The organism is Mesorhizobium sp. BR1-1-4, from assembly GCF_020165375.1.
In the GTDB taxonomy this organism is placed as follows: domain Bacteria; phylum Pseudomonadota; class Alphaproteobacteria; order Rhizobiales; family Rhizobiaceae; genus Mesorhizobium; species Mesorhizobium australicum.
On record NZ_JAIUIB010000010.1, the window covers coordinates 82,906 to 103,451 of the forward strand.

The window sequence follows — 20,546 nt, forward strand, 5'->3', positions numbered from 1 at the left end:
GCGACGGCGCTTATCCACTGTCGGATTCGCAGCCTATGCCACGTCTTCCGCACGATTGCGTGACAGTCGCAAGATGGTAGCCGGCTGCGTGGTTTTTACAGTGACCAAGGCACGACTTGGGTCGGCGTCCGCCCAAGGGCGGACCGTGTCTTCACCGTTCATCGTTCACAAAGCCAGGCAATTGGCTTTTTGTCCGCTGCGCGGATCACGCCTCACTTCACTGCTGTTCGGCGAACATCAGCCTGGTCTTGGTGTCGGCCATGGTGGGCGACAGGCTGCGCTGGATCAGCGCTTCGACATGGTCGTTGCGCTGGCGGGCACTGTCGGCGCCCATCACCACCACGATCAGCTGGCGGCCGTCGGCATCGTAGGAGGTGACGATGTTGAAGCCGGAAGCCCTGATATAGCCTGTCTTGATGCCGTTCACGCCGCGCACGCGGCCGAGCATGTCATTATGGCCGCGCACCAGCCGGCCGCGAAACATGAAGTCGCTTTCGGAGAAATAATGGAAGTGCTGCGGGAAGCGCCGCTGCAGCGACATGCCGAGCACCGCCATGTCGTGGGCGGTCGTCATCTGGCCGTCGTCGGGCAGGCCCGATGCGTTGCGGAAGGTGGTGCTGCTCATGCCGAGCTGGCGCGCCTTGGATGTCATCATGGCGGCGAACTGGTCTTCAGAGCCGCCGAGATATTCGCCCACCGCCACCGCCACGTCATTGGCCGATTTGACGACGATGGCGCGGATGGCGGAATCGACATCGATCGTCTCCCCGCGCCGGAAACGCATCTTGGTCGGCGGCTGCGAGGCGGCGTGGTCGGAAACCGGGATCTGCGTTTCCTTGGTGACGCGGCCGGTCTCCATCGCCTCGAACAGCAGATAGAGCGTCATCATCTTGGTCAGCGAGGCCGGATAACGCTGCGCCGTCGAATTGACCTCGAACAGCTGCTTGCCGCTCTTTCCGTCGACGACGATGGCCGCGTATTTCTGCGGCGGCGCCGGCACGGCCAGAACGCTGTCGGGCGGGGCCGTGGTCGAGCAGCCGGCCGTCAGGGCCGCCAGGGCCAGGACAGCCAGGATTTTCTGGAAGAGCGGAAAGAGACGCGGCAAGGACAAGGGCTGGACTGTTCTGGCGATGCTGTTGCTGAGATAAGGCGAAGCTAACGTAACGCGGCGGGTGCGTCCATTTGGTTAATGCCGGTTAGCCCCGGGAATGTCGAGTGCCGGCGCGACCTGTTTCCCCACCCGCCAGAGGCCAGGGAGAGGAACCAAGCCTTGCCACCGCCCCGAAATCGCCCGTTTCCTGTCTTTCCTTGCCAAAGCCGCGTTTCCCGTGGGAAGGAGCGTGGCATCTGGCGGCAGGGGGGCTCGCAAAATGGCTGACATTGGGGCTGGCGCCGCGCCGTCATTGATCAGGGCGTCGCTCAGCCGCACCGGCAAATGGGCCGGCAGCATCGCCTTCATCGGCGGCGCCGTTTCCGACATCCTCAACCCGCTGGCGCCGTTCGCCGCCTATATCGCGCTGGCTGCCTCGATCGCGGCCGTCATCATCGCCATTGCCATCGTGCTCAGGCTCGTGCTGGCGGCCAAGGCGCTGCCGGCGCTGGTGTTCGCCACCAGTGCGGCGGCGGTTGCCGGCGGCGTCTACGCCGTGCAGAAGGAGACCAATTCGCAGAACGGCATCATCGCCAGCCTGGTGCCGGCGATCGCCCAACTGCAGCAGTCGATTGGCATCGTCGCCGAAAAGGTGGCCAGGATCGAGCAGACGGTCACGCAAACCCAGAAGACCGTCGAAGAGGTCAAGAAATCGACCGACACGGTTGCCCAGAAAACCGATCAGATCGCCTCCGCCCAGCAGCAGCAAGCGGCCCAAGGCGCCGCGACGCAAAGGACCGTCGAAGCGGTCAAGCAAACCACCGAGACACTCGTGGGCGGCCAGCAGCAGCAAGTGGCCCAGGCCGAAAAGCTTCAGGCGACGACTGAGCAGATCGCCGCCTCGATCGACACGATCGCCAAGGGGTTTGCCACCTTGGCCGCGCAAGGCGGCGCCATCGCCGAGCCGAAGCGGCCGGACGAGTTCTACCACAATGCCCGCGTCTACGAGCTCTCGGGCGACATGCTCAACGCGCGGCGCTCCTACCTCGCCTTTGCCGGCTTCGATGTCGACGCCATCGACCCCTATACGCGCTTTGCCACACTTCTGCGGGTCCAGGATGGCAAGGCCGGCGCCCGCGAGGTGTTCGGCCAGCTCGCGGAGAAAGCCAAGGCGCCATCGATCAAGCTCGTCCACCTGCTGCAGTTCGACGATACCAAGCGGCCCGACAAGCTCAACGCCTTCATCGCGGCCAATCCAGACTATGCGCCGGCCTATTTCCTGTTGGCGCAGGAGTTCTCGGAGGATCGACTCGGCAGCCAGACGCTGGCCGATAAACGCAGCGAAGCCCAGGCGCTGACCAAGTTCGTCTCTTACGAGAAGGATGGCGGGCTGCTCGGATATTTCGTCGACCAGACCCAGCTTGCCGACTGGCTGGACCGCGGCCGCAGCCGGCTGGCGGCCCTTGGCGACGTGCTCGACCCCGCCCGCTTCGCGCCGTCGCTGACGCCGATGCGTTCCAACCAGGGCTGGTCGATGACCATTTCGCTGCCCGAGCCGGCGACCGCGATATCCTGGCGTCTAGGCGGCAGCGGTCCCTTCACCGACACCGGCCTGCTGGCGCTCAACGACCAGCGAACCGGCAAGCCGATGCCCAATCCGAGCTTCGAATTGCCCGACAGCACGGCGCAGACCACGATCGCGATCAAATATCTCGACATCAGGGGGCGCGAGACCGGCCCGTTCGACATAAGCTTCGACCCGGATGCCGCCCTGCAACAGGGCAACAAGCAGATCCTCGACCAGTTCTGGACCTCATGGATCGCCTTCGACGCCAGCGGCAATCATGGACTGGTCTATTTCACGCAGATGCTGTCATACCGCTGCGCCATCAAGGAAGTGCATTACAGCCTGAATGGTGCCGCGCTCGACAAGACCCTTCCCATGCCGCCCTGCAATGCCAGGGACCCCTACGCCATCCCCGATGATTTCCAGCCCTATTTCAAGGTCGCCGAAGGCGTGACCTCGATGTCGGTGCAGGTGACCTATACCGACGGGACGAAATCGCCGGTGCGGGACTACAAGCGGCAATAGGGCTGACATTTTCCGACGAAGCGAGCGCGAAACCGATGCAAAATACGCGCCCGCGCGCTTGCGCGGTGCGCCGAACGGGTTCTTCTTGGCACCCTTCGGATTCGGGTGAGAGAGCCATGGATACAGTCACGATCAACGCCAAGGGCATTTCGGTTTCGCTCGACCTCACGGTCGGCCACATCGCCGACATGATCATCGAGAGCGGCGCGCGCCGATTGAAGCCGCTGCACCGCGCACCCTGGGTCGACGCGGGCGAGACGCTGCCTCCAGACCTGCCGCGGGGCACCGTCCGGCTCTCCGGCGACTTTCTGTGCGCGCCGTTTTCGCGCAGCGATGTCGAGGAGGCGCCGCTGCATGGCTGGCCGGCCAACAGCGCCTGGGATGTGGTCGACAGCGGCGCCACGGATGGCGGCTGGCGCGCGGTTTTCCGGCTGCGCCACAAGGTGATGGGCGCCAGCGTCGACAAGATTTTCACGCTGCGCGACGACCATCCTTTCCTCTACCAGGAACATGTGTTTTCCGGCGGGTCCGGCGCGATCTCGGTCGCCCATCACCCGATGACGGCAATGAAAGGCGGCGGCAGGCTGGCTTTCTCGCCGAAGCGGTTTGCCGCCACGCCAGCCGATCCGCTGGAGCCGGACTCCGCGCGCGGCCGCTTCATGCTGGCCTACCCCGGTCGGTCGTCGGACCTCGGGCATTTCCCCGCTGCCGGCGGCGGCACGCTCGATCTGACGGATTACCGCATGGATGATCGGCGCGAGGATTTCCTCACCTTGGTCGAGGCCGACCATGGCGGGCCGGGCTGGACCGCGCTTGCGCGCCAGGCCGAGGACGATCTGGTGCTGGTGCTGAAGAACCCGGCCGAACTGCCGGTTACCATGCTGTGGTTCAGCAATGGCGGGCGCGACTACGCGCCGTGGAGCGGCCGCCATCTCGGCGTGCTCGGCATCGAGGACGGGCGCACCGCGGTCGGCCACGCCGCCTCGCTTGGCGACAACTGGCTGAAGCGCGAGGGCGTGGCGACCGCGTTCGCGCTCGGCCAGGATCGCGTCTCGTTCCGCCATGTCATCGGTGCGTTGCCCCTGTCGGGTGGCGAGCCTCCGTGGGCGATCACCACGGCGGGTGGCCGCCTGCGGTTGGCTGGCGCCGCGGTATCGGAGGTCCCGTTCGATAGCGAATTTCTGCGTATCGGCCAGCCAGCGGCATGCTGAAGACAAAGCCGTAACGGACTAATCGCAGTCGCCACTGCTGACTCCACAACCGGTCGCTCTAAATCGTGCAAATCGCGGTTTGAAATTTCAAGCGACCGCCGACAAGATGCGTCCAAATCCGCGGAAGGAGCCGAAAAATGTCCGAAATCGCCCACCTCGCCGCCACCATCTTCAAGCGCGCCGGCAAGGCAAATCGCTTCATCGTCGCCATTGCCGGGCCGCCGGGCGCCGGCAAGTCGACACTGTCGGCAAGCCTGCATGACCTTTTGCCGGAAGGCGCGGTGGAGGTCGTGCCCATGGACGGCTTCCACTATGACGACATCGTGCTCGAGCGGCGCGGTCTGCGGGCGCGAAAGGGCGCGCCCGACACGTTCGACTTTGGCGGCTTCGAGACGCTTTTGAAGCGCATCCGCGCCGGCGAGGCCGAGATTGCCATTCCGGTGTTCGACCGCGGCATGGAATTGTCGCGCGCCGCCGCGGCGATTGTCGGCGCCGAGACCAAGTTCATCCTGGTGGAAGGCAATTACCTGCTGCTCGACGAGGAGCCGTGGTCGCGCCTGGCGCCGCTGTTCGATTTCTCGATCTTCGTCGACGTGCCGCGCAACGAGCTCGAACGCCGCCTGATGGAACGCTGGCACGAGCATGGACGTTCCGACGCGGATGCGCGCGCCTGGATCGCCTCCAACGACATGCCCAACATCGAACGCGTGCTTGCGCGGCGCCGGGCGGCCGACCTGGTCTTTGGTCAACCCGGTTAATTTTCAGTATTTTTCGGCGGGAACCTTAAGACTTACAACGCGTTATCCCGATCAGGCAATCATGCCAGAAGAGGGATTCCGTCCGATGGCAGCAAACACAAAAAAGCCCGCCAGGGGCAAGTCGGCACAACCGAGAGCGCCGCGGTCGACGGCCGGGGCTGGCCCGGCGATCGCCCAGCGCTCCAAGGATGCGAAGGCCTTCGGCAAGGCGGCGCCGAAAAAAGTCGTGCCAGGGTCGAAAGCGACCGTGCCGAAAGCGGCCGCCAAGCCCGCCCAGGCGAAGAAGCCGGCCGTGGCCGGCGGCTCGAAAGCAGGCGGCGGCTCGAAGGTTCGCACCGCGGCCAATGTCGCCGCCGGCGCGGTCGTGGCCACAGCGCGGGGCGTGGCATCCCTTGCCGCCTCCGTGGTCGGCAGGGGCGGACCCAAGGCGAAAGCAAAGTAGGCCGCTCTTCCCGTGGGCTGACGGGTTCAGCCTCGCGCCGGAATGGTCAGGCCTTTCTGCACCGCCGGCCGCGCCAGGCCTCGCTCCAGCCAGGCTGCCAGATTGGCGAAATCGTCGAAGCCGACCAGATCGCGGGCTTCGTAGAAGCCGATCAGGTTGCGCACCCAGCCGAGCAGCGAGATGTCGGCGATGGTGTAGTCATTGTCCATGATCCACTTGCGGCCCTTCAGCCTGACGTCGAGAACGCCGAGCAGGCGGCGCGATTCGTCGCGGTAGCGCTCCAGCGGCCGCTTGTCGGCGATCTCGCGGCCGGCGAATTTGTGGAAGAACCCGACCTGGCCGAACATCGGCCCAATCGCCGCCATCTGGAAGAAGACCCACTGGATCGTCTCGTAGCGCCGCGCCGCGTCGACAGGCATGAGCAGGCCGGTCTTTTCCGCCAGGTAGAGGAGGATCGCACCGGATTCGAACAGGCCGATCGGCGCACCGTCCGGTCCGTCGGGATCGATGATCGCCGGGATCTTGCCGTTGGGATTGAGCGACAGGAATTCCGGGGTCCAGCTCTCGTTCTTGCCGATGTTGATCAGGTGCGGCTCATAGGGCAGGCCGATTTCCTCCAGCGCGATCGAGATCTTCACGCCGTTCGGCGTCGTTGCCGAATAGAGCTGGATCTGGTCCGGATGCTTGGCCGGCCAGCGGCTTGCGATCGGAAAGGCGGACAGGTCGGCCATCGGGAACTCCTGAGCGGGGGGATGCGCACCAAGCGGTGCGATATTGGCGGATCGGCCAAGAATTAGGGCTGCGGCGAGGCCGGATCAATATGGCGGCGCCGCTTTCACCACGCACGGACAGTCACCCAATTCGGACCGCGCGAACGGTGGTGACCGCGCGGCCAGGTGGTGACCGCCCGGCCGGTGGTAACCGCCCGGGGTCAGATTGCCTTGAAGGCCAGCACGGCATTGGTGCCGCCAAAGGCAAAGCCATTGCTGATGGCGGCGCGCACCTTGCGCTCGCGCGCGACATTCGGCGTCACGTCGAGATCGCAGTCGGGATCGGCCTCGCGGTAATTCGCCGTTGGCGGCACAACGCCTTCGCGGATCGCCATGACGCAGGCGATCATCTCCAGCCCGCCCGAGGCGCCGAGGCAATGCGCGTGCATCGACTTGGTCGAGGAGACGGATAGCGCGCGCGCATGGTCGCCGAAGACGCGCTTGATCGCGAGGGTTTCGATCTGGTCGTTGGCCTTGGTGCCGGTGCCGTGCGCGTTAAGGTAGTCGATGTCTTCGGGATTGAGCCCGGCATCCGCCAGGCAGAAGCGCATCGCCGCTTCCGGCCCCTCGACGGTCGGCGCGACGATATCGGAGGCATCGGCCGAAAGGCCGGCGCCGGCGATTTCAGCCAAAATGGTGGCGCCGCGTGCCATCGCATGGTCGTAGCTTTCCAGAACCGCCATGCCGGCGCCTTCGCCCAGCACCAGCCCCTGGCGGTCGGCCGAGAACGGCCTGCATGTGTCGGGCGAAAGCACACGCAGCGCCTCCCAGCCCTTCAGCACGCCCCACACCAGCGGCGCATCGGTGCCCCCGGCCACCATCACGTCGGCGCGCCCGAGCCTGATCTGGTCGACCGCCGATGCGATGGCATGATTGGCCGACGAACAGGCCGAAGTGACGCCGAACACCGGTCCGCGCAAACCCAGATGCATGCTGACCTGACCGGCGGCGGCGCCCGGCATCACTCTTGGAACGGTGAAGATACCGGCGCGATTCTTGCCCTCGAGCAGGATGGCGCGATAATTCTCCTCGACGGTCTCGAAGCCGCAGACGCCAACACCGACAATGGTTCCCATCCGATAGGTGTTGTCCGCATGCGGGACCAATCCGGACTGCCGCATGGCTTCTTTCGCCGCGAGCACCGCCAGCAGGCTGAAGCGATCCATCGACACCAGTTGCTTGCGCTCGATGCCGTGATCCGGCAGGGCTTTGATCTCGCAGCCGGTCTTGACCTTCAGGTCGTGCAGGAAGGGGTTGTCGATCGGGCCAATCGCCGACCGGCCGGCCCGCATCTCGGCCCAGATTGCCTGCGCATCGGTGCCCAATCCGCACAGTCCACCGATGCCGGTAATGACGACGCGCTTCAGCATTCGGTCAGGCTTTTTTCGCGATCAGCGCGCGAACGGCCTCGACCATGTCGCCGACGTTCTTCAGGTTGCTCCAGGCGTCGACCGTGTTCATCTCGATCTCGATGCCATATTGCTCCTCGAGGTCGAAGATGATCTCGGTCAGCTCCAGCGAATGGATGCCGAGCGCCGTCAATTCGGTTGTGGTGGTGATGTCCTCGCCGCCCGGCTCGGCATGGGCCTTGATCTTCTCGATGATGTCCGCTGCCAGCTGGTCAGCCATTCGGTTTCTTCCCCACTGTGTCGTTTCCCGACGCCAACTGAACGGCGCCTTCTTGTCCTCGATATCAGGCCGCGATCTTCGCCTTATCCCTCCGCCAAGCGTCGCCTGATCGTACCAAGGTGGTTCCCTCTATAGAAACGGAAACGCCATCAAGCAACAAGCTATATGTCGACAAAAGCGCCACAGTGCTTAACCTGACGGCGTGGATACGATCGAAAATACCAAGTTTTCAGGTCAGCTGGCCCAGCGCGCGGCGGGCAAGGCGCGGCTAGGTTGCGCCAGCATTGACGGCCGCACGCGGCTGCGGCGCCTCTATCAGGACGGCTCCGCCAAGATAAGGCTGCCGTATGTTTCGGCCGGCCCGCTGGAGGCCGTCCTGATCAACACCGCCGGCGGGCTGACCGGCGGCGACCGCCTCGGCTGGGATGTCGATGTCGGCCCGCATGCCAGCGCGGGGATAACGACCCAGGCCTGCGAAAAAGTCTATCGCGCCGCATCGGACCATGCCGAAGTCCGGGTCAGGCTGACCGTCGGAGAGAACGGCAGCATCGCCTGGCTGCCGCAGGAAACCATCGTCTTCGATCGCGCCGCGTTTGTCCGTACGTTGGACGTCGAGCTTGCCGCGGGGGCCGAGGCGCTGGTGCTGGAAGCGGCCGTCTTCGGCCGCCTGGCCATGGGCGAACGTGCCACACAGGGCACTTTTCGCGACCGCTGGCGTATCCGCAGGGAAGGAACCCTCATCCACGCCGAGGATTTCCGCATCGGACCTGATATCGCCGACATCATGGCCCGTCAGGCGATAGCAAATGGCGCGATCGCCGTGGCCACGCTGCTGCTGGTGTCGCCGCGCGCGGAAGCCTTGCTCGACCAGGCCAGGGAGATCATTGGCGACCGGGGTGGCGCCAGCGTCTGGACCGTGAAGACATCTGGCAAGCTTCTTGCGAGGCTTTACGCCGGGGACGGCTACCAGCTGCGCCAGCGGCTGGTCCCGCTCGTCGGATTGCTCAACGGAAAAGCGGGGCTGCCCAAATTATGGTCACTGTGACTGTGTCCGCATCATTTCAGGAAGACGCATGAACCTGACGCCAAGGGAAAAGGACAAGCTGCTGATCGCCATGGCGGCGATCGTGGCGCGCAAGCGGCTGGAGCGCGGCGTCAAGCTCAATCATCCGGAAGCGATCGCGCTGATCACCGATTTCGTCGTTGAGGGCGCCCGCGATGGTCGCCCGGTGGCCGAGTTGATGGAGGCCGGCGCCCATGTCGTCAGCCGCGCTCAGGTGATGGAAGGCATCGCCGAGATGATCCATGACGTACAGGTGGAAGCGACCTTTCCCGACGGCACCAAGCTGGTGACCGTGCACGAACCGATCCGGTGAGGAGACAGACATGCTTGAACTGCGCCCGAACTGTGAATGCTGTGACAAGGATCTGCCGCCGGAAGCGACGGATGCGCGGATCTGCACCTTCGAGTGCACCTTTTGCGCCGGCTGCGTCGAAAGCGTGCTTGGCAGCGTCTGCCCAAATTGCGGCGGCAATTTTACGGCCCGGCCGATCCGCCCCGCCGCGATGCAGAAGAAACATCCGGCTTCGACCAAACGCGTGCTCAAGGCCGAGGGCTGTGGCCCCCGCAAGGCCGCGTGACACCGCAAAACGAAAGGCAAGTAAAATGATCCCTGTCAAACGCCTGTGCCTCTCGGCGATCCTGCTCGTGGCCGCGGCCATGCCTGCCTACGCCCATGTCGGCACCGGCACGACCTCCTCCGCCATGGCCGGCTTCACGCATCCGCTGTCGGGCCTCGACCACATGACGGTGATGCTCGCCGTCGGTCTGTGGGCAGCCCTCAAGGGCGGCAAGGCGATCTGGGTCTGGCCGGCGGCGTTCGTCGGCGTCATGCTGGGTGGCGCGGCCCTGGGCACGGCCCATGTGCCGCTGCCCTTCGTCGAGCCGGGTATACTGGCCTCCGTCGTGGCGCTCGGCCTGCTGGTGGCGCTGGCCGTCGATCTGCCTGTTTCGGCCGGTGTCGCCATCATCGGCCTGTTCGCGCTGTTGCACGGCCATGCCCATGGCACGGAAGTGCCGGAAAATGCCGGCGGCCTCGAATATATGGCCGGTTTTGCCGTCGCCACCGTGCTGCTCCATGCCGTCGGCATCGCCGTCGGGCTTGGCCTCGGCATGAGGTCCCGCGGCGTGGCCCGCGTCATGGGCGCCGCCTGCGCGGCGATCGGCCTCGGCCTCGCCTTCGGCGTCGTGTGAGGACCCATGATCCCAGGCGAAATCATCCCCGTTCAAGGCGACATCGAGCTCAACAAGGGTCTGCCGACCGTCATCCTGAAAGTGGCCAACAGTGGCGACCGACCGGTCCAGGTCGGCAGCCACTATCATTTCTACGAAACCAATGAGGCGCTGAAATTCGATCGTGAACGGGCGCGCGGCATGCGCCTCGACATCGCCGCCGGCACCGCAACGCGCTTCGAGCCGGGGCAGGAACGGGACGTCACGCTGGTGCCACTTGGCGGCAAGCGTGAAATCCATGGCTTCCAGCAGAAGGTGATGGGCAAGCTGTGAGGGCTTCTTATGCATGGCCGGCAAGGCCAGCGCGCGCAAGCGCTGCGTGGGGCTCAGCCCGATGGCTTGGCGGCCGCATAGATGACGATCTTTCCGGGATCGTCGAACTCCACGGCGAGAACGTCCTGGGCAAGGACGCGCCGCGAATCGAGGGCATTGAAAAGCAGGGCGTTGGCCTCGATCTCCTTGCGCAGCTCAGTGACATCGTCCTGATGCTGCCGAACCTTGTTCTCGATGGCTGGCGGCGGGCCGCCTTCGCTGCGCGCCGCGTCGGTGAGGAACACGATATCGACCTTGTCGAGCTTGGACGTCTTGCGCACCGTGCTGATGTTTTCGCGCGTGCGGTCGATCGCCGAACTGACTTTTCCGATTTCAGCGGTCGTCTTGGCCTCTTCCTGGTTAACTTGCGATCCGACGATGCGGTCGACGGTCTCGGGACTTTCCAGGCCCTGCGCGTTGAGCGCCGCCCGCGGGACACTCGCCGCCAGAAACGCAGCCGCGGCAATGACATGCAACCATCGCGCATGGCATCGGGGATCGGGCAGGGTGGTGAGGGTCATCGTTCGCTTTCGCAGTTTGCTTCAAGGCCTTTGAAACGAAACGTCCCCAGCCCTGTCACGGTTCCCTCTCCGGTTCGGTGGGCGGACCGGATACCGGCCCGCCGCGCCGGTTCGTCAGCTGGCTTTCTTGGTGATCAGGGTCAGCGCGCCGTTCGGCTCCATGCTGGCCGCGACCACCTGGGCCGACGTCATGCCCTTGGCCTGGAGGGCGGATTTCACCTTGGGGGTGGCATCGATCGAACTGCGCAATTTCTGCAGGCCGGCATCGCCACGCTGGGCAATGACCTGGTTGACCTGCGTCTGGGTGTCCTTCGGCAACTCGCTGATGTCGATCACGTTGACGCTCTGGATCGCCGGCGCGGCCTGCTGACCGCCGGGCGCGGCTGGAGCCGGCGTAGTCGGGGCGGGCTGTTGCGCGGGCTGCTGCTGGGCGCTGGCGGCACCCGCCAGCATCAGGCTGGCGGCGGCTGCAAGAATTATCGCTTTGCGCATGGATTTTCCTTCCATCGATTTGGCAAACGGTCGTTTTGGGGTGACCCTTCCACCTCAACCGCCAAATGGGTCCGGAAGGTGTCGCCCAGCGGGTCATTGCGTGACCATTGGAGGGCGGCAATGTGCAGCCCGGCTTCACCAACACCGCATTTCGGGAGCAACCGCTGATGGCCAGACTAACGCGTGCCGCCTACGCCCAGATGTATGGCCCGACGGTCGGCGACAAGGTGCGGCTTGCCGACACCGAACTCTTCATCGAGGTCGAGAAGGATTTCACCATCCATGGCGAGGAGGTGAAATTCGGCGGCGGCAAGGTCATTCGCGACGGCATGGGTCAGAGCCAGGTTTCCCGTGCCCAAGGTGCGGTCGACACCGTCATCACCAATGCGCTGGTGATCGATGCCAGCGCCGGCATTTTCAAGGCCGATATAGGTTTAAGGGATGGCCGCATCGCGGCCATCGGCAAGGCCGGCAATCCGGACACGCAGGACGGCGTCACCATCATCATCGGCCCCGGCACGGAAATCATCGCCGGCGAGGGCAAGATCCTGACTCCGGGCGGCTTCGACGCGCATATCCACTTCATCTGCCCGCAGCAGATCGAGGAAGCGCTTATGTCGGGCATCACCACCATGCTCGGCGGCGGGACCGGTCCGGCGCATGGCACGCTGGCAACGACCTGCACACCGGGGCCGTGGCACATGGCACGCATGATCCAGTCCTTCGACGCCTTCCCGATGAATATCGGCCTGTCGGGCAAGGGCAATGCCTCGCTGCCGGCCGCGCTCGAGGAGATGGTGCTGGGCGGCGCCTGCTCGCTCAAGCTGCACGAGGACTGGGGCACGACGCCGGCGGCGATCGACTGCTGCCTGTCGGTGGCCGACGATTACGATGTCCAGGTGATGATCCACACCGACACGCTCAACGAGAGCGGCTTTGTCGAGAACACGGTGGCGGCGATCAAGGGCCGCACCATCCATGCCTTCCACACCGAGGGCGCCGGTGGCGGCCATGCGCCTGATATCATCAAGGTCTGCGGCCTGCCCAACGTCATCCCGTCCTCGACAAACCCGACGCGGCCCTACACAGTCAACACGCTCGCCGAGCATCTCGACATGCTGATGGTCTGCCACCACCTGTCGCCGTCGATCCCCGAGGACATCGCCTTTGCCGAAAGCCGCATCCGCAAGGAGACCATCGCGGCCGAGGACATCCTGCACGACATCGGCGCCTTCTCGATCATCTCGTCGGACAGCCAGGCCATGGGCCGGGTCGGCGAGGTGGCGATCCGCACCTGGCAGACGGCCGACAAGATGAAGCGTCAGCGCGGGTCATTGCCTCAGGAGACGGGCGACAACGACAATTTCCGCGTCCGCCGCTACATGGCCAAATACACCATCAATCCGGCCATCGCGCACGGCCTGTCGAAGGACATCGGCTCGATCGCGGTCGGCAAACGCGCCGATCTGGTGCTGTGGAACCCGGCCTTCTTCGGCGTCAAGCCGGACATGGTGCTGATCGGCGGCATGATCGCGGCCGCCCCGATGGGCGACCCCAACGCCTCGATCCCGACGCCGCAGCCGATGCACTACCGGCCGATGTTCGGCGCCTATGGCAAAGCCCGGACCAATTCGTCGGTGACCTTCGTTTCGAAGGCCGCGCTCGAGTCCGGTTTGCACGGCCGGCTCGGCGTCGACAAGCAGTTCGTCGCCGTCGAAAACACGCGCGGCGGCATCGGCAAGCACTCGATGGTGCTCAACGACGCCACGCCGCATATCGAGGTCGATCCGGAAACCTACGAAGTTCGCGCCGATGGCGAACTCTTGACCTGCGAGCCAGCGACCGTGCTGCCGATGGCGCAAAGGTACTTTCTGTTTTGAGACGTTCCGCTGAAATTCATGAATGGGCAATGAACTGCCATGAAAGCGCATGCGCTTCGTCAACTGCGGCAGCGGAATGTTGCGCCGAAGGGTTCGGATAAGGGTCTACCTTTTCCGTCTGGCTTGGAAATTACGTGCTTTGAGAGCAATATCACTTAAATGAACAAGATTTTTCGAAAACAGCAATTGACGCCCTATGAGGCCGATTATGCTCAGTGGTGCGCCGAGCAAGGCGCGCTGTTGCGCGAAGGTCGCCTCTCAGACCTCGATCGCGATAACCTGGCGGAGGAGATCGAGAGCTTGGGGCGGAGCGACAAAAGAGAAATTGCGAGTAGACTTGGCACCTTGCTCCTGCATTTGCTCAAATGGGAACTTCAGGCCGAAAGGCGCAAAGCTGGATGGTTGCTGACCATCCGCGAGCAGCGATTTCAGATCGAAGATCTGCTCGATGAAAGCCCTAGCTTGAAAGCCTATCCGGGACGGCGGCTCGGACGAGAATTCAAAATAGCGAGATTGAAGGCGGCGGACGAGACCGGCCTGAGGGAGGGCAATTTCCCCGCGGACTGTCCGTATTCGATCAGGGAAATTCTCGACCATGACTATTTTCCCGGCACGCCGTGGTCATCGGATCAGCTTATTCGCGAATAGCACCACGTGGTCCGCTAGAGCTTTTTCATAGCATCGAGAGCATTATTAGCTATCTATGGACCAGCAAATAGCCTCCGCCCACGACATTTTCCCGCATATTCGCATCGTCATGGGCATGGTGATCGGGCTTGGCGTCGCGCGCCTGCTGTCGGGGGTGGCGCGCATTGTCCAGCATCCCGGCCAATACCGGCTCTACACGGTGCATCTGGCCTGGGTCGCCTCGGTGCTGTTGATGCTGGTGCATTTCTGGTGGTGGGAGTTCGGCCTCTACACCATCGAAACATGGACCTTCGGCAAGTACCTGTTCATCATTTTCTACGCGATCACCCTGTTCCTGCTCTGCGCGCTGCTGTTTCCGGATTCGATGCTGGACTACACCAGCTACGAGGATTTCTTCTATTCGCGCCGCGCCTGGTTCTTCGGCCTGCTGGCGGCGACCTACCTGCTCGACGTGGTCGACACTTTGCTGAAGGGGCCTGAGCATTTCGCCCGCTTCGGCAGCGAGTATCTGTTCCGCACGCCGGTCTTCGTCGTGCTGTGCGTCGTCGCGATCCTGGTGCGCGACCGCCGGTTCCACATCGCCTTCGTCGCGGCGGCGCTGATCTACCAGATATCGTTCATCCTGCGGCTCTTCGACACGATCGTATGACGGCCGCGGATGCACTAGGCTGCTCGGGAAAGGCAGGGTTCAACGATGTACAAGGCCGTCGGATCGCGCGGATCCCGGGTCAGTCGCGTCCTCTGGATGCTGGAGGAACTCGGCCAGCCCTATGAGTTCGTCGAGGTCAAGCTGCGCTCGCCCGAAGCCTATGCGCTCAATCCGTCGGGCAAGGTGCCGATCCTCATAGACGGTGAATTGACGGTGACGGATTCGGCGGCGATCTGCGTCTATCTCGCCGACAAGCACGCCGATAAAGGTATGGGCGCCAATCCCGGTCTCGCTGGCCGCGCCGAAATGGATTCCTGGATGCATTTTGCCCAGAGCGAGTTCGAGGCGCCGCTGTGGAACAAATTGCGCCACCGTTTCCTCCTGCCCAGGGAGGTGCGGGTCGATGTCGGTCCTGCCGCGGCCTTTGACTTCGCCACGGAGGTCAAGGCGCTGGAGCGCCGGCTCGGCGACAAGCCGTTCGCGCTCGGCGACCGGTTTTCCGCCGTCGACGTGCTGCTCGGCGACATGGGCGGCTGGGCGCGTGCCGGCCGTTTCCCGATCGACTCCGAGCGCGTCAATAGCTATTTCGATCGCCTTCTGGCGCGGCCGGCCCGGACCCGGGCGCAAGCCAATGCATCGGCCCGAAAATCGGAATCGATTTTCGGAAAGCACGATGCATAGGTTCAAACGTGTTAGAGCGTCCTTTGCACGTCTAAGGGGACGCGCGGCGCTCTGATGGAGGTTCCATGAAATGAAGCTCAACCTCAACACCGACTTCACCAAATTCCCGCGCGCCGTCTCCGTATTGCCCGCCGGCACGGCCGCAACCACCGCGCCGTCCGGCCGTGCCGTTCTCGCCCATGACGAGCGGCATCTGCGCCGCCGCGCCATCGAACTTGCCGACGGCAGCAAGGTGCTGGTCGACCTGCCCGAGCCTGTCGCTCTGAACGATGGCGACCGGCTGGTGCTGGAGGATGGCGGCCATATCGAGATCATCGCGGCGCCCGAAGAGGTCTATGACATCCGCGCCCGCGACGCCGTGCATCTCGCCGAACTCGCCTGGCATATCGGCAACCGCCATCTCGCCGCCGGCATCGAGGCGCACCGTATCCTCATCCTGCGCGACCACGTCATCAAGGCGATGCTGGAGGGGCTAGGCGCCACGGTGCGCGACGTCTCCCAGCCGTTCAAGCCGGTGCGCGGCGCCTATTCCGGCGGGCATGATCACGGCCATGCGCATGCGCACAGCCATAGCGAAGCGCATGCGCACAGCCACGCGCATTCGCACGATCACCACCATGATCATGACTGACCAGCCGTCCGGCATCGCCCTGCTGCGGCTGATGGCGTGGCTGTCGCCGGCCTTTCCGGTCGGCGGCTTTGCCTACAGCCATGGCCTCGAGCGCGCGGTGCAAGATGGGCTGGTGACCAATGCCGCCGGCCTTGCCGGCTGGCTGGAGGCGCTGGTCGAGATGGGCTCGGGCTGGAACGATGCCGTGCTGTTCGCCGAAAGCTGGCGCCGCGCCCGTGAAGGTGGCGATCTGGCCGAGGTTGTCGCACTGGCCGAGGCACTGGCCGGCTCGCGCGAACGCCACGCCGAGACCATGCTGCAAGGCGCGGCCTTCCTCAAAGCAGCCGCCGCCTGGCCCACTGCCGTGCTGGAGCGCTTGCCGGCCGATTGCGCCTATTGCGTGGCCGTCGGAGCCGTGGCCGGCGGCAATGGCATCGCGCTTGAGGACGCGCTGTGCGCCTTCGCGCAAGCCTTCTTCTCCAACCTCGTCCAGGCCGCGATCCGGCTCGGCATGATCGGCCAGAACGAGGCGACGACGCTGCTCGCGGGTTTCGAGCCGCTGGCGCTCTCGACCGCTGCCCGCGCGTCCCGCTCGACATTGGACGACCTCGGCGGCTGCGCCTTCGTCTCCGACGTCATGGCCATGAAGCACGAAACCCAGTATTCGCGATTGTTCCGCTCATGATCCTCCTCGCCTTCGTCCTCTCCTTCGTCCTGCTGCTGATCACGGCACTGCATGTCTATTGGGGCATAGGCGGCGTCTGGCCGGGCAGGGACGCGGCGTCCTGCGCCCACGCTGTCGTCGGCTTTCGCGGCGTCAACGAAATGCCGACGCCGTTCGCCAGTTTCGCCGTTGCCGCCTGCCTCGGCCTGGCAACGCTGTGGCCGCTGGCGCTCATCGGTTTCTTTGCCTCGCCGTTTCCCAAGCAGGGCCTCGCGGCTACCGCGATGCTGATCGGACTGGTGTTCCTGGGGCGCGGCATTGCCGGTTTCACGCCCTGGTGGCGCCGGCTGGCGCCGCAACAGCCTTTCGCTCGGCTCGATTCCAGTTTCTATTCGCCGCTCTGCCTGTTGATCGGGCTCGGCTTCGCAGTCCTTGCCATCACGGAGTTTCCGACATGACACAACCCAACGGCCCCCTTCGTATCGGCATTGGCGGCCCCGTCGGTTCCGGCAAGACGACGCTCACCGAAAAACTCTGCAAGGCGCTGCGCGACGAGTTCTCCATCGCCGTCGTCACCAACGACATCTACACCAGGGAGGACGCCATGATGCTGGCCCGGCTGCAGGCGCTGCCGGAGGACCGCATCGTCGGCGTCGAGACCGGCGGCTGCCCGCACACCGCCATCCGTGAGGATGCCTCGATCAATCTGCAGGCGATCGCCGAGCTCAACCGCAAATTTCCCGACCTCGACATCATCTTCATCGAATCCGGTGGCGACAACCTTGCCGCCACTTTCTCGCCGGACCTTGCGGATCTCACGCTCTACGTTATCTCGGTGTGCCAGGGCGAAGAAATTCCGCGCAAAGGCGGCCCGGCGATCACGCGGTCCGATTTCCTGGTCATCAACAAAAGCGATCTTGCGCCCTATGTGAACGTCAATCTCGACGTCATGGAGAGCGACGCCGGCCGCATGCGCGGCAAGCGGCCGTTCGGCTTCACCGATCTTTCGCGCGGCAAGGGCCTGCGGGAGGTAATCGATTTCATCATCGAGCACGGCGGACTGCGAACCGTTGGCGCCGCAAGCACCGCGGCATAACTGGCCTTCTGCACCAAGCGAAAGCGGTTGCGGGCACCAGCGGCGCGCGGCATTCTGGGCCAAACTGGAGGATCTTTTCGATGAGCATCGCCCGCCTGCAGAAGGAAACGCTCACCAACCTGCCCTTCTACGAAGAGCGCGTCGATCTCGCCTGCGCCTTCCGCTGGACGGCGCGGCTCAACATGCATGAGGCGGTGGCCAACCATTTCTCGCTGGCGGTCAACGACGACGGCACCAAGTTCCTGATGAACCCGAACCAGGTGCATTTCTCGCGCATCAAGGCCAGCGACCTGATCGAGATCGACGCCAACGACCCCGAGACGCTTTCCGGGCCGAATGCACCCGACCCCACGGCATGGGGCCTGCACGGCGCCGTCCATCGCAACGTGCCGCACGCGCGCTGCGTCATGCACGTCCATTCGATCCACGCCACCGTGCTGGCCTCGCTTGCCGACTCGACGCTGCCGCCGATCGACCAGAATTCGGCGATGTTCTTCAACCGTCACGTCGTCGACGCCCATTATGGCGGACTGGCCTTCGAGGAAGAGGGCGAGCGCTGCTCGCAGCTTCTCGCCGACCCCAAGGTCAAGGTGATGGTGATGGGCAACCATGGCGTGCTGGTCATCGGCGACACCGTCGCCGACGCCTTCAACCGCATGTTCTATTTCGAGCGTGCCGCCGAGACCTACATCAAGGCCCTGTGGACGGGCCGGCCGCTGCGCACCCTGTCCGACGCGATCGCCGAGAAGGCGGCGAGCGAGATGGACAACTATCCCGGCCAGGCCGAACGTCATCTCGCCGAGTTGAAGGCGATCCTCGACGAGCAGGAGCCGGTGTACCGGAACTGAACGCTACAGTCCGAGCTGAGCCCGCAATTCCCCGGCGCTGTTGATGACAATGGCGCCGGGCGGTCCTTCCATCGGCTTTTCAGGCCAGAAGATCGTCTTCATTCCCGCCGCCAGGCCCGCCATGGCGCCCGGCCAGCTGTCGTCGACCGCGACGGCGTGCGCGGGATCGACGTCTGCCAGATAGGCGGCGCGAAGGAAAGGCTCCGCGTGCGGCTTGCCCTCCCGCACATCGTTGCGGCTGATCGTCTTCATGCCGGGGTAGGTCAGCCCGACCATATGCAGATTGGCGTCGACGATCATCCGATCCGAGTTTGAGACCACCGCCTGCTGCACGCCGAGCGCGCGCAACTCCTTGAAGATCTCGATGGCGCCTGGGCGCGGCTTCAGCCCCTCGACCAGCGGCAGGTAATGCTCGTATTTGTGAACGATCCATTCGTCGAAGGGCAGTTGCAGCCCGAACTCGTCGCGCATCATTTCGTAGACCGGCCAGGCGGCGACGCCGAGCACGCGTTCGTGCAGATCGGCTGGCGGCGTGAGGCCGGCATTGCGCATCGCTGCGATGAGGGCTGCCTCATGCAGCGGTTCGCTGTCGACCAGCGTCCCGTCCATGTCCCAGAAAACCGCCTTCGGTGTCATGCAGCGCTCCTTTTTTCGATCCCTTAAAGGGTTTGCGCCGCGAGATAAACCTTTGGCGGCCATTGAACATGCCTTCAGATGGGGAAACGGACCCGCGACGCTTTCTCCGATAGGATGTTTGCGGAGAAATCACCGCTGCTTCGGCGCAAGCATTCGCTCTTTAGATTGACAATTGCGCAGGCGGTCATTCCCTGCGAAACTGATACGACCGCCTGATGATTGGCGGTTTGGGGAGGCAGGACGTGAATACCCGGCAGGATGGCGGCAGCAACAGGCTGGACGACGCGGCGCGCGCCGGCTGGCTCTATTATGTTGCCGGCAACACACAGGACCAGATCGCCGCTACGCTCGGCATATCGAGGCAGACGGCGCAGCGTCTGGTGTCGCTGGCGGTGTCGGAAGGCCTGATCAAGGTCCGCGTCGATCATCCGATCGCCAACTGCCTTGATCTCGCTGCACGGCTGAAATCGCGCTTCGCGCTCGACCTGGTCGAGGTGGTGCCGAGCGATCCCAATTCATCTTCCACCACCATCGGCATCGCCGAAGCGGCGGCCGCCGAGATCGAGCGGCGGCTGCGGTCGCCGACGCCGATCGTCATGGGCATCGGCACCGGACGGACGCTGAAGGCGGCGATCGAACAATTGCCGCCGATGGAATGCCCGCAGCACAAGGTGGTGTCCTTGACCGGCAACATCTCGCCGGACGGGTCCGCTGCCTTCTACAACGTCATCTTCACCATGGCGGACAGGGTCAAGGCGCGGTCCTTCCCGATGCCGCTGCCGGTCATCGCCTCTTCGCCGCAGGAGCGCGAGATGCTGCTCAACCAGCCGATGATCCAGCCGACACTGGTGCTTGCGGCGGAGGCCGACGTCACCTTCATCGGTATCGGCGACCTCGGCCCGAAGGCGCCGCTCTACGAGGATGGCTTCATTTCCGAAAGCGAACTGAAAGCCTTGCAGAAGGCCGGCGGCGTCGCTGAAATCGTTGGCTGGGTGTTCGACCGCGAGGGCCGCATGATCGACGGCATCACCAATGACCGGGTGTCGTCGGCGGCGCTGCCGTCGCGGGAGAAGTCGCTGGTGATCGCGCTCGCCATGGGGGAGCGCAAGCTGCCCGGCATCCTGGCGGCGGTCAACCGACGGCTGGTCAACGGGCTCATCACCGACGAGCGGACGGCGGCCGCCCTGCTAGCCAGTATCTGACGGCTTCGCGATAAAGCCAGCA

The 20,546-nt window shown here is 64.4% G+C and carries 26 protein-coding genes; 19 read left to right on the top strand and 7 right to left on the bottom strand.

Going from position 1 to position 20,546, the window contains the following annotated elements:
- Nucleotides 1-217: 217 nt before the first annotated feature.
- Nucleotides 218-1,111 (bottom strand): D-alanyl-D-alanine carboxypeptidase family protein, encoded by an 894-nt coding sequence (locus LB571_RS21740; protein WP_041163258.1) that lies wholly within the window; start codon nucleotides 1,109-1,111, stop codon nucleotides 218-220.
- A 259-nt stretch (nucleotides 1,112-1,370) separates the two neighbouring features.
- Between LB571_RS21740 and LB571_RS21745 the strand changes: the two genes are divergently transcribed.
- From LB571_RS21745 to LB571_RS21760, 4 genes are all read left to right on the top strand, one after another.
- Nucleotides 1,371-3,182 carry a methyl-accepting chemotaxis protein gene (locus tag LB571_RS21745; RefSeq protein ID WP_224597857.1) on the top strand — a complete coding sequence of 604 codons (1,812 nt, stop codon included), beginning with the start codon at nucleotides 1,371-1,373 and terminating at the stop codon, nucleotides 3,180-3,182.
- Nucleotides 3,183-3,298: 116 nt separating this feature from the next.
- Nucleotides 3,299-4,393 carry a hypothetical protein gene (locus LB571_RS21750; protein ID WP_140719295.1) on the top strand — a complete coding sequence of 365 codons (1,095 nt, stop codon included), beginning with the start codon at nucleotides 3,299-3,301 and terminating at the stop codon, nucleotides 4,391-4,393.
- A 137-nt stretch (nucleotides 4,394-4,530) separates the two neighbouring features.
- Complete coding sequence (locus LB571_RS21755) at nucleotides 4,531-5,151, top strand: nucleoside triphosphate hydrolase (RefSeq protein ID WP_140660201.1); 621 nt, start codon at nucleotides 4,531-4,533, stop codon at nucleotides 5,149-5,151.
- Between the two features lie 85 nt (nucleotides 5,152-5,236).
- Nucleotides 5,237-5,593 (top strand): hypothetical protein, encoded by a 357-nt coding sequence (locus LB571_RS21760; RefSeq protein WP_224597860.1) that lies wholly within the window; start codon nucleotides 5,237-5,239, stop codon nucleotides 5,591-5,593.
- 26 nt (nucleotides 5,594-5,619) lie between these two features.
- Here the strand turns inward: LB571_RS21760 and LB571_RS21765 are convergent, their stop codons facing one another.
- The 3 genes from LB571_RS21765 to LB571_RS21775 all read right to left on the bottom strand — a co-directional run bounded on the left by LB571_RS21765 (nucleotide 5,620) and on the right by LB571_RS21775 (nucleotide 7,992).
- Nucleotides 5,620-6,324 carry a glutathione S-transferase family protein gene (locus LB571_RS21765; protein ID WP_140615337.1) on the bottom strand — a complete coding sequence of 235 codons (705 nt, stop codon included), beginning with the start codon at nucleotides 6,322-6,324 and terminating at the stop codon, nucleotides 5,620-5,622.
- Between the two features lie 200 nt (nucleotides 6,325-6,524).
- On the bottom strand, nucleotides 6,525-7,733 hold the full coding sequence (locus tag LB571_RS21770) for a beta-ketoacyl-[acyl-carrier-protein] synthase family protein (protein WP_015314513.1): 1,209 nt from the start codon (nucleotides 7,731-7,733) through the stop codon (nucleotides 6,525-6,527).
- Nucleotides 7,734-7,737: 4 nt separating this feature from the next.
- On the bottom strand, nucleotides 7,738-7,992 hold the full coding sequence (locus tag LB571_RS21775) for an acyl carrier protein (protein WP_140711797.1): 255 nt from the start codon (nucleotides 7,990-7,992) through the stop codon (nucleotides 7,738-7,740).
- Nucleotides 7,993-8,194: 202 nt separating this feature from the next.
- Here LB571_RS21775 and LB571_RS21780 point away from each other — a divergent pair, with 202 nt between their 5' ends.
- The 5 genes from LB571_RS21780 to LB571_RS21800 are packed head-to-tail and all read left to right on the top strand — an operon-like array spanning nucleotide 8,195 to nucleotide 10,558.
- Nucleotides 8,195-9,037 carry an urease accessory protein UreD gene (locus LB571_RS21780; RefSeq protein ID WP_224597863.1) on the top strand — a complete coding sequence of 281 codons (843 nt, stop codon included), beginning with the start codon at nucleotides 8,195-8,197 and terminating at the stop codon, nucleotides 9,035-9,037.
- A 28-nt stretch (nucleotides 9,038-9,065) separates the two neighbouring features.
- Nucleotides 9,066-9,368 (top strand): urease subunit gamma, encoded by a 303-nt coding sequence (locus tag LB571_RS21785; RefSeq protein WP_015314510.1) that lies wholly within the window; start codon nucleotides 9,066-9,068, stop codon nucleotides 9,366-9,368.
- 10 nt (nucleotides 9,369-9,378) lie between these two features.
- Nucleotides 9,379-9,633, top strand: coding sequence for a DUF1272 domain-containing protein (locus LB571_RS21790; RefSeq protein ID WP_224597865.1), 255 nt, complete (start codon nucleotides 9,379-9,381; stop codon nucleotides 9,631-9,633).
- A gap of 25 nt (nucleotides 9,634-9,658) precedes the next feature.
- Nucleotides 9,659-10,246, top strand: a complete 588-nt coding sequence (locus tag LB571_RS21795; RefSeq protein WP_224597867.1) for a HupE/UreJ family protein — start codon at nucleotides 9,659-9,661, stop codon at nucleotides 10,244-10,246.
- Nucleotides 10,247-10,252: 6 nt separating this feature from the next.
- On the top strand, nucleotides 10,253-10,558 hold the full coding sequence (locus tag LB571_RS21800) for an urease subunit beta (RefSeq protein ID WP_015314507.1): 306 nt from the start codon (nucleotides 10,253-10,255) through the stop codon (nucleotides 10,556-10,558).
- A gap of 53 nt (nucleotides 10,559-10,611) precedes the next feature.
- Here the strand turns inward: LB571_RS21800 and LB571_RS21805 are convergent, their stop codons facing one another.
- Together LB571_RS21805 and LB571_RS21810 are read right to left on the bottom strand one after the other, a co-directional pair.
- Nucleotides 10,612-11,118 (bottom strand): hypothetical protein, encoded by a 507-nt coding sequence (locus LB571_RS21805; RefSeq protein ID WP_140660195.1) that lies wholly within the window; start codon nucleotides 11,116-11,118, stop codon nucleotides 10,612-10,614.
- Nucleotides 11,119-11,232: 114 nt separating this feature from the next.
- Nucleotides 11,233-11,610 carry a hypothetical protein gene (locus LB571_RS21810; protein WP_140615327.1) on the bottom strand — a complete coding sequence of 126 codons (378 nt, stop codon included), beginning with the start codon at nucleotides 11,608-11,610 and terminating at the stop codon, nucleotides 11,233-11,235.
- 167 nt (nucleotides 11,611-11,777) lie between these two features.
- On the opposite strand from LB571_RS21810, the gene ureC reads away from it, so the two are divergent.
- The 9 genes from ureC to LB571_RS21855 all read left to right on the top strand — a co-directional run bounded on the left by ureC (nucleotide 11,778) and on the right by LB571_RS21855 (nucleotide 18,686).
- Nucleotides 11,778-13,490 carry an urease subunit alpha gene (ureC, locus tag LB571_RS21815; RefSeq protein ID WP_411961382.1) on the top strand — a complete coding sequence of 571 codons (1,713 nt, stop codon included), beginning with the start codon at nucleotides 11,778-11,780 and terminating at the stop codon, nucleotides 13,488-13,490.
- Nucleotides 13,491-13,649: 159 nt separating this feature from the next.
- On the top strand, nucleotides 13,650-14,138 hold the full coding sequence (locus LB571_RS21820; protein ID WP_224597869.1) for a DUF29 domain-containing protein: 489 nt from the start codon (nucleotides 13,650-13,652) through the stop codon (nucleotides 14,136-14,138).
- Nucleotides 14,139-14,193: 55 nt separating this feature from the next.
- Nucleotides 14,194-14,787, top strand: coding sequence for a hypothetical protein (locus tag LB571_RS21825; protein ID WP_140660192.1), 594 nt, complete (start codon nucleotides 14,194-14,196; stop codon nucleotides 14,785-14,787).
- 45 nt (nucleotides 14,788-14,832) lie between these two features.
- Complete coding sequence (locus LB571_RS21830) at nucleotides 14,833-15,468, top strand: glutathione S-transferase family protein (protein WP_140615321.1); 636 nt, start codon at nucleotides 14,833-14,835, stop codon at nucleotides 15,466-15,468.
- 70 nt (nucleotides 15,469-15,538) lie between these two features.
- Nucleotides 15,539-16,099 carry an urease accessory protein UreE gene (gene ureE / locus LB571_RS21835; protein ID WP_140660191.1) on the top strand — a complete coding sequence of 187 codons (561 nt, stop codon included), beginning with the start codon at nucleotides 15,539-15,541 and terminating at the stop codon, nucleotides 16,097-16,099.
- A complete protein-coding gene (locus tag LB571_RS21840; RefSeq protein WP_411908833.1) occupies nucleotides 16,050-16,763 on the top strand; it encodes an urease accessory protein UreF in 714 nt (237 codons plus the stop codon). Before ureE ends, LB571_RS21840 begins: the two co-directional genes overlap by 50 nt.
- Entirely contained in the window at nucleotides 16,760-17,200 is a 441-nt protein-coding gene (locus LB571_RS21845) for a DUF3995 domain-containing protein (RefSeq protein ID WP_140615316.1), read from the top strand. Before LB571_RS21840 ends, LB571_RS21845 begins: the two co-directional genes overlap by 4 nt.
- Nucleotides 17,197-17,838, top strand: a complete 642-nt coding sequence (ureG, locus tag LB571_RS21850) for an urease accessory protein UreG (RefSeq protein ID WP_015314497.1) — start codon at nucleotides 17,197-17,199, stop codon at nucleotides 17,836-17,838. Before LB571_RS21845 ends, ureG begins: the two co-directional genes overlap by 4 nt.
- Nucleotides 17,839-17,918: 80 nt before the next feature.
- On the top strand, nucleotides 17,919-18,686 hold the full coding sequence (locus tag LB571_RS21855; RefSeq protein WP_224597871.1) for a class II aldolase and adducin N-terminal domain-containing protein: 768 nt from the start codon (nucleotides 17,919-17,921) through the stop codon (nucleotides 18,684-18,686).
- A 3-nt stretch (nucleotides 18,687-18,689) separates the two neighbouring features.
- Here LB571_RS21855 and LB571_RS21860 read toward each other — a convergent pair whose 3' ends face one another.
- Nucleotides 18,690-19,322: an HAD family hydrolase gene (locus LB571_RS21860; protein WP_015314495.1), complete on the bottom strand. Its 633-nt coding sequence runs from the start codon at nucleotides 19,320-19,322 to the stop codon at nucleotides 18,690-18,692.
- Nucleotides 19,323-19,564: 242 nt separating this feature from the next.
- Here LB571_RS21860 and LB571_RS21865 point away from each other — a divergent pair, with 242 nt between their 5' ends.
- Entirely contained in the window at nucleotides 19,565-20,524 is a 960-nt protein-coding gene (locus LB571_RS21865) for a sugar-binding transcriptional regulator (protein ID WP_140615310.1), read from the top strand.
- Nucleotides 20,525-20,546 lie beyond the last annotated feature (22 nt).

Bases quoted from the DNA above. Each gene is read 5' to 3' on its own strand.
- LB571_RS21745 (WP_224597857.1), top strand. From the start codon at position 1,371: ATGGCTGACATTGGGGCTGGCGCCGCGCCGTCATTGATCAGGGCGTCG.
- LB571_RS21750 (WP_140719295.1), top strand. From the start codon at position 3,299: ATGGATACAGTCACGATCAACGCCAAGGGCATTTCGGTTTCGCTCGAC.
- LB571_RS21755 (WP_140660201.1), top strand. From the start codon at position 4,531: ATGTCCGAAATCGCCCACCTCGCCGCCACCATCTTCAAGCGCGCCGGC.
- LB571_RS21760 (WP_224597860.1), top strand. From the start codon at position 5,237: ATGGCAGCAAACACAAAAAAGCCCGCCAGGGGCAAGTCGGCACAACCG.
- LB571_RS21765 (WP_140615337.1), bottom strand. From the start codon at position 6,324: ATGGCCGACCTGTCCGCCTTTCCGATCGCAAGCCGCTGGCCGGCCAAG.
- LB571_RS21770 (WP_015314513.1), bottom strand. From the start codon at position 7,733: ATGCTGAAGCGCGTCGTCATTACCGGCATCGGTGGACTGTGCGGATTG.
- LB571_RS21775 (WP_140711797.1), bottom strand. From the start codon at position 7,992: ATGGCTGACCAGCTGGCAGCGGACATCATCGAGAAGATCAAGGCCCAT.
- LB571_RS21785 (WP_015314510.1), top strand. From the start codon at position 9,066: ATGAACCTGACGCCAAGGGAAAAGGACAAGCTGCTGATCGCCATGGCG.
- LB571_RS21790 (WP_224597865.1), top strand. From the start codon at position 9,379: ATGCTTGAACTGCGCCCGAACTGTGAATGCTGTGACAAGGATCTGCCG.
- LB571_RS21795 (WP_224597867.1), top strand. From the start codon at position 9,659: ATGATCCCTGTCAAACGCCTGTGCCTCTCGGCGATCCTGCTCGTGGCC.
- LB571_RS21800 (WP_015314507.1), top strand. From the start codon at position 10,253: ATGATCCCAGGCGAAATCATCCCCGTTCAAGGCGACATCGAGCTCAAC.
- LB571_RS21805 (WP_140660195.1), bottom strand. From the start codon at position 11,118: ATGACCCTCACCACCCTGCCCGATCCCCGATGCCATGCGCGATGGTTG.
- LB571_RS21810 (WP_140615327.1), bottom strand. From the start codon at position 11,610: ATGCGCAAAGCGATAATTCTTGCAGCCGCCGCCAGCCTGATGCTGGCG.
- ureC (WP_411961382.1), top strand. From the start codon at position 11,778: ATGGCCAGACTAACGCGTGCCGCCTACGCCCAGATGTATGGCCCGACG.
- LB571_RS21820 (WP_224597869.1), top strand. From the start codon at position 13,650: ATGAACAAGATTTTTCGAAAACAGCAATTGACGCCCTATGAGGCCGAT.
- LB571_RS21825 (WP_140660192.1), top strand. From the start codon at position 14,194: ATGGACCAGCAAATAGCCTCCGCCCACGACATTTTCCCGCATATTCGC.
- LB571_RS21830 (WP_140615321.1), top strand. From the start codon at position 14,833: ATGTACAAGGCCGTCGGATCGCGCGGATCCCGGGTCAGTCGCGTCCTC.
- ureE (WP_140660191.1), top strand. From the start codon at position 15,539: ATGAAGCTCAACCTCAACACCGACTTCACCAAATTCCCGCGCGCCGTC.
- LB571_RS21840 (WP_411908833.1), top strand. From the start codon at position 16,050: ATGCGCACAGCCACGCGCATTCGCACGATCACCACCATGATCATGACT.
- LB571_RS21845 (WP_140615316.1), top strand. From the start codon at position 16,760: ATGATCCTCCTCGCCTTCGTCCTCTCCTTCGTCCTGCTGCTGATCACG.
- ureG (WP_015314497.1), top strand. From the start codon at position 17,197: ATGACACAACCCAACGGCCCCCTTCGTATCGGCATTGGCGGCCCCGTC.
- LB571_RS21855 (WP_224597871.1), top strand. From the start codon at position 17,919: ATGAGCATCGCCCGCCTGCAGAAGGAAACGCTCACCAACCTGCCCTTC.
- LB571_RS21860 (WP_015314495.1), bottom strand. From the start codon at position 19,322: ATGACACCGAAGGCGGTTTTCTGGGACATGGACGGGACGCTGGTCGAC.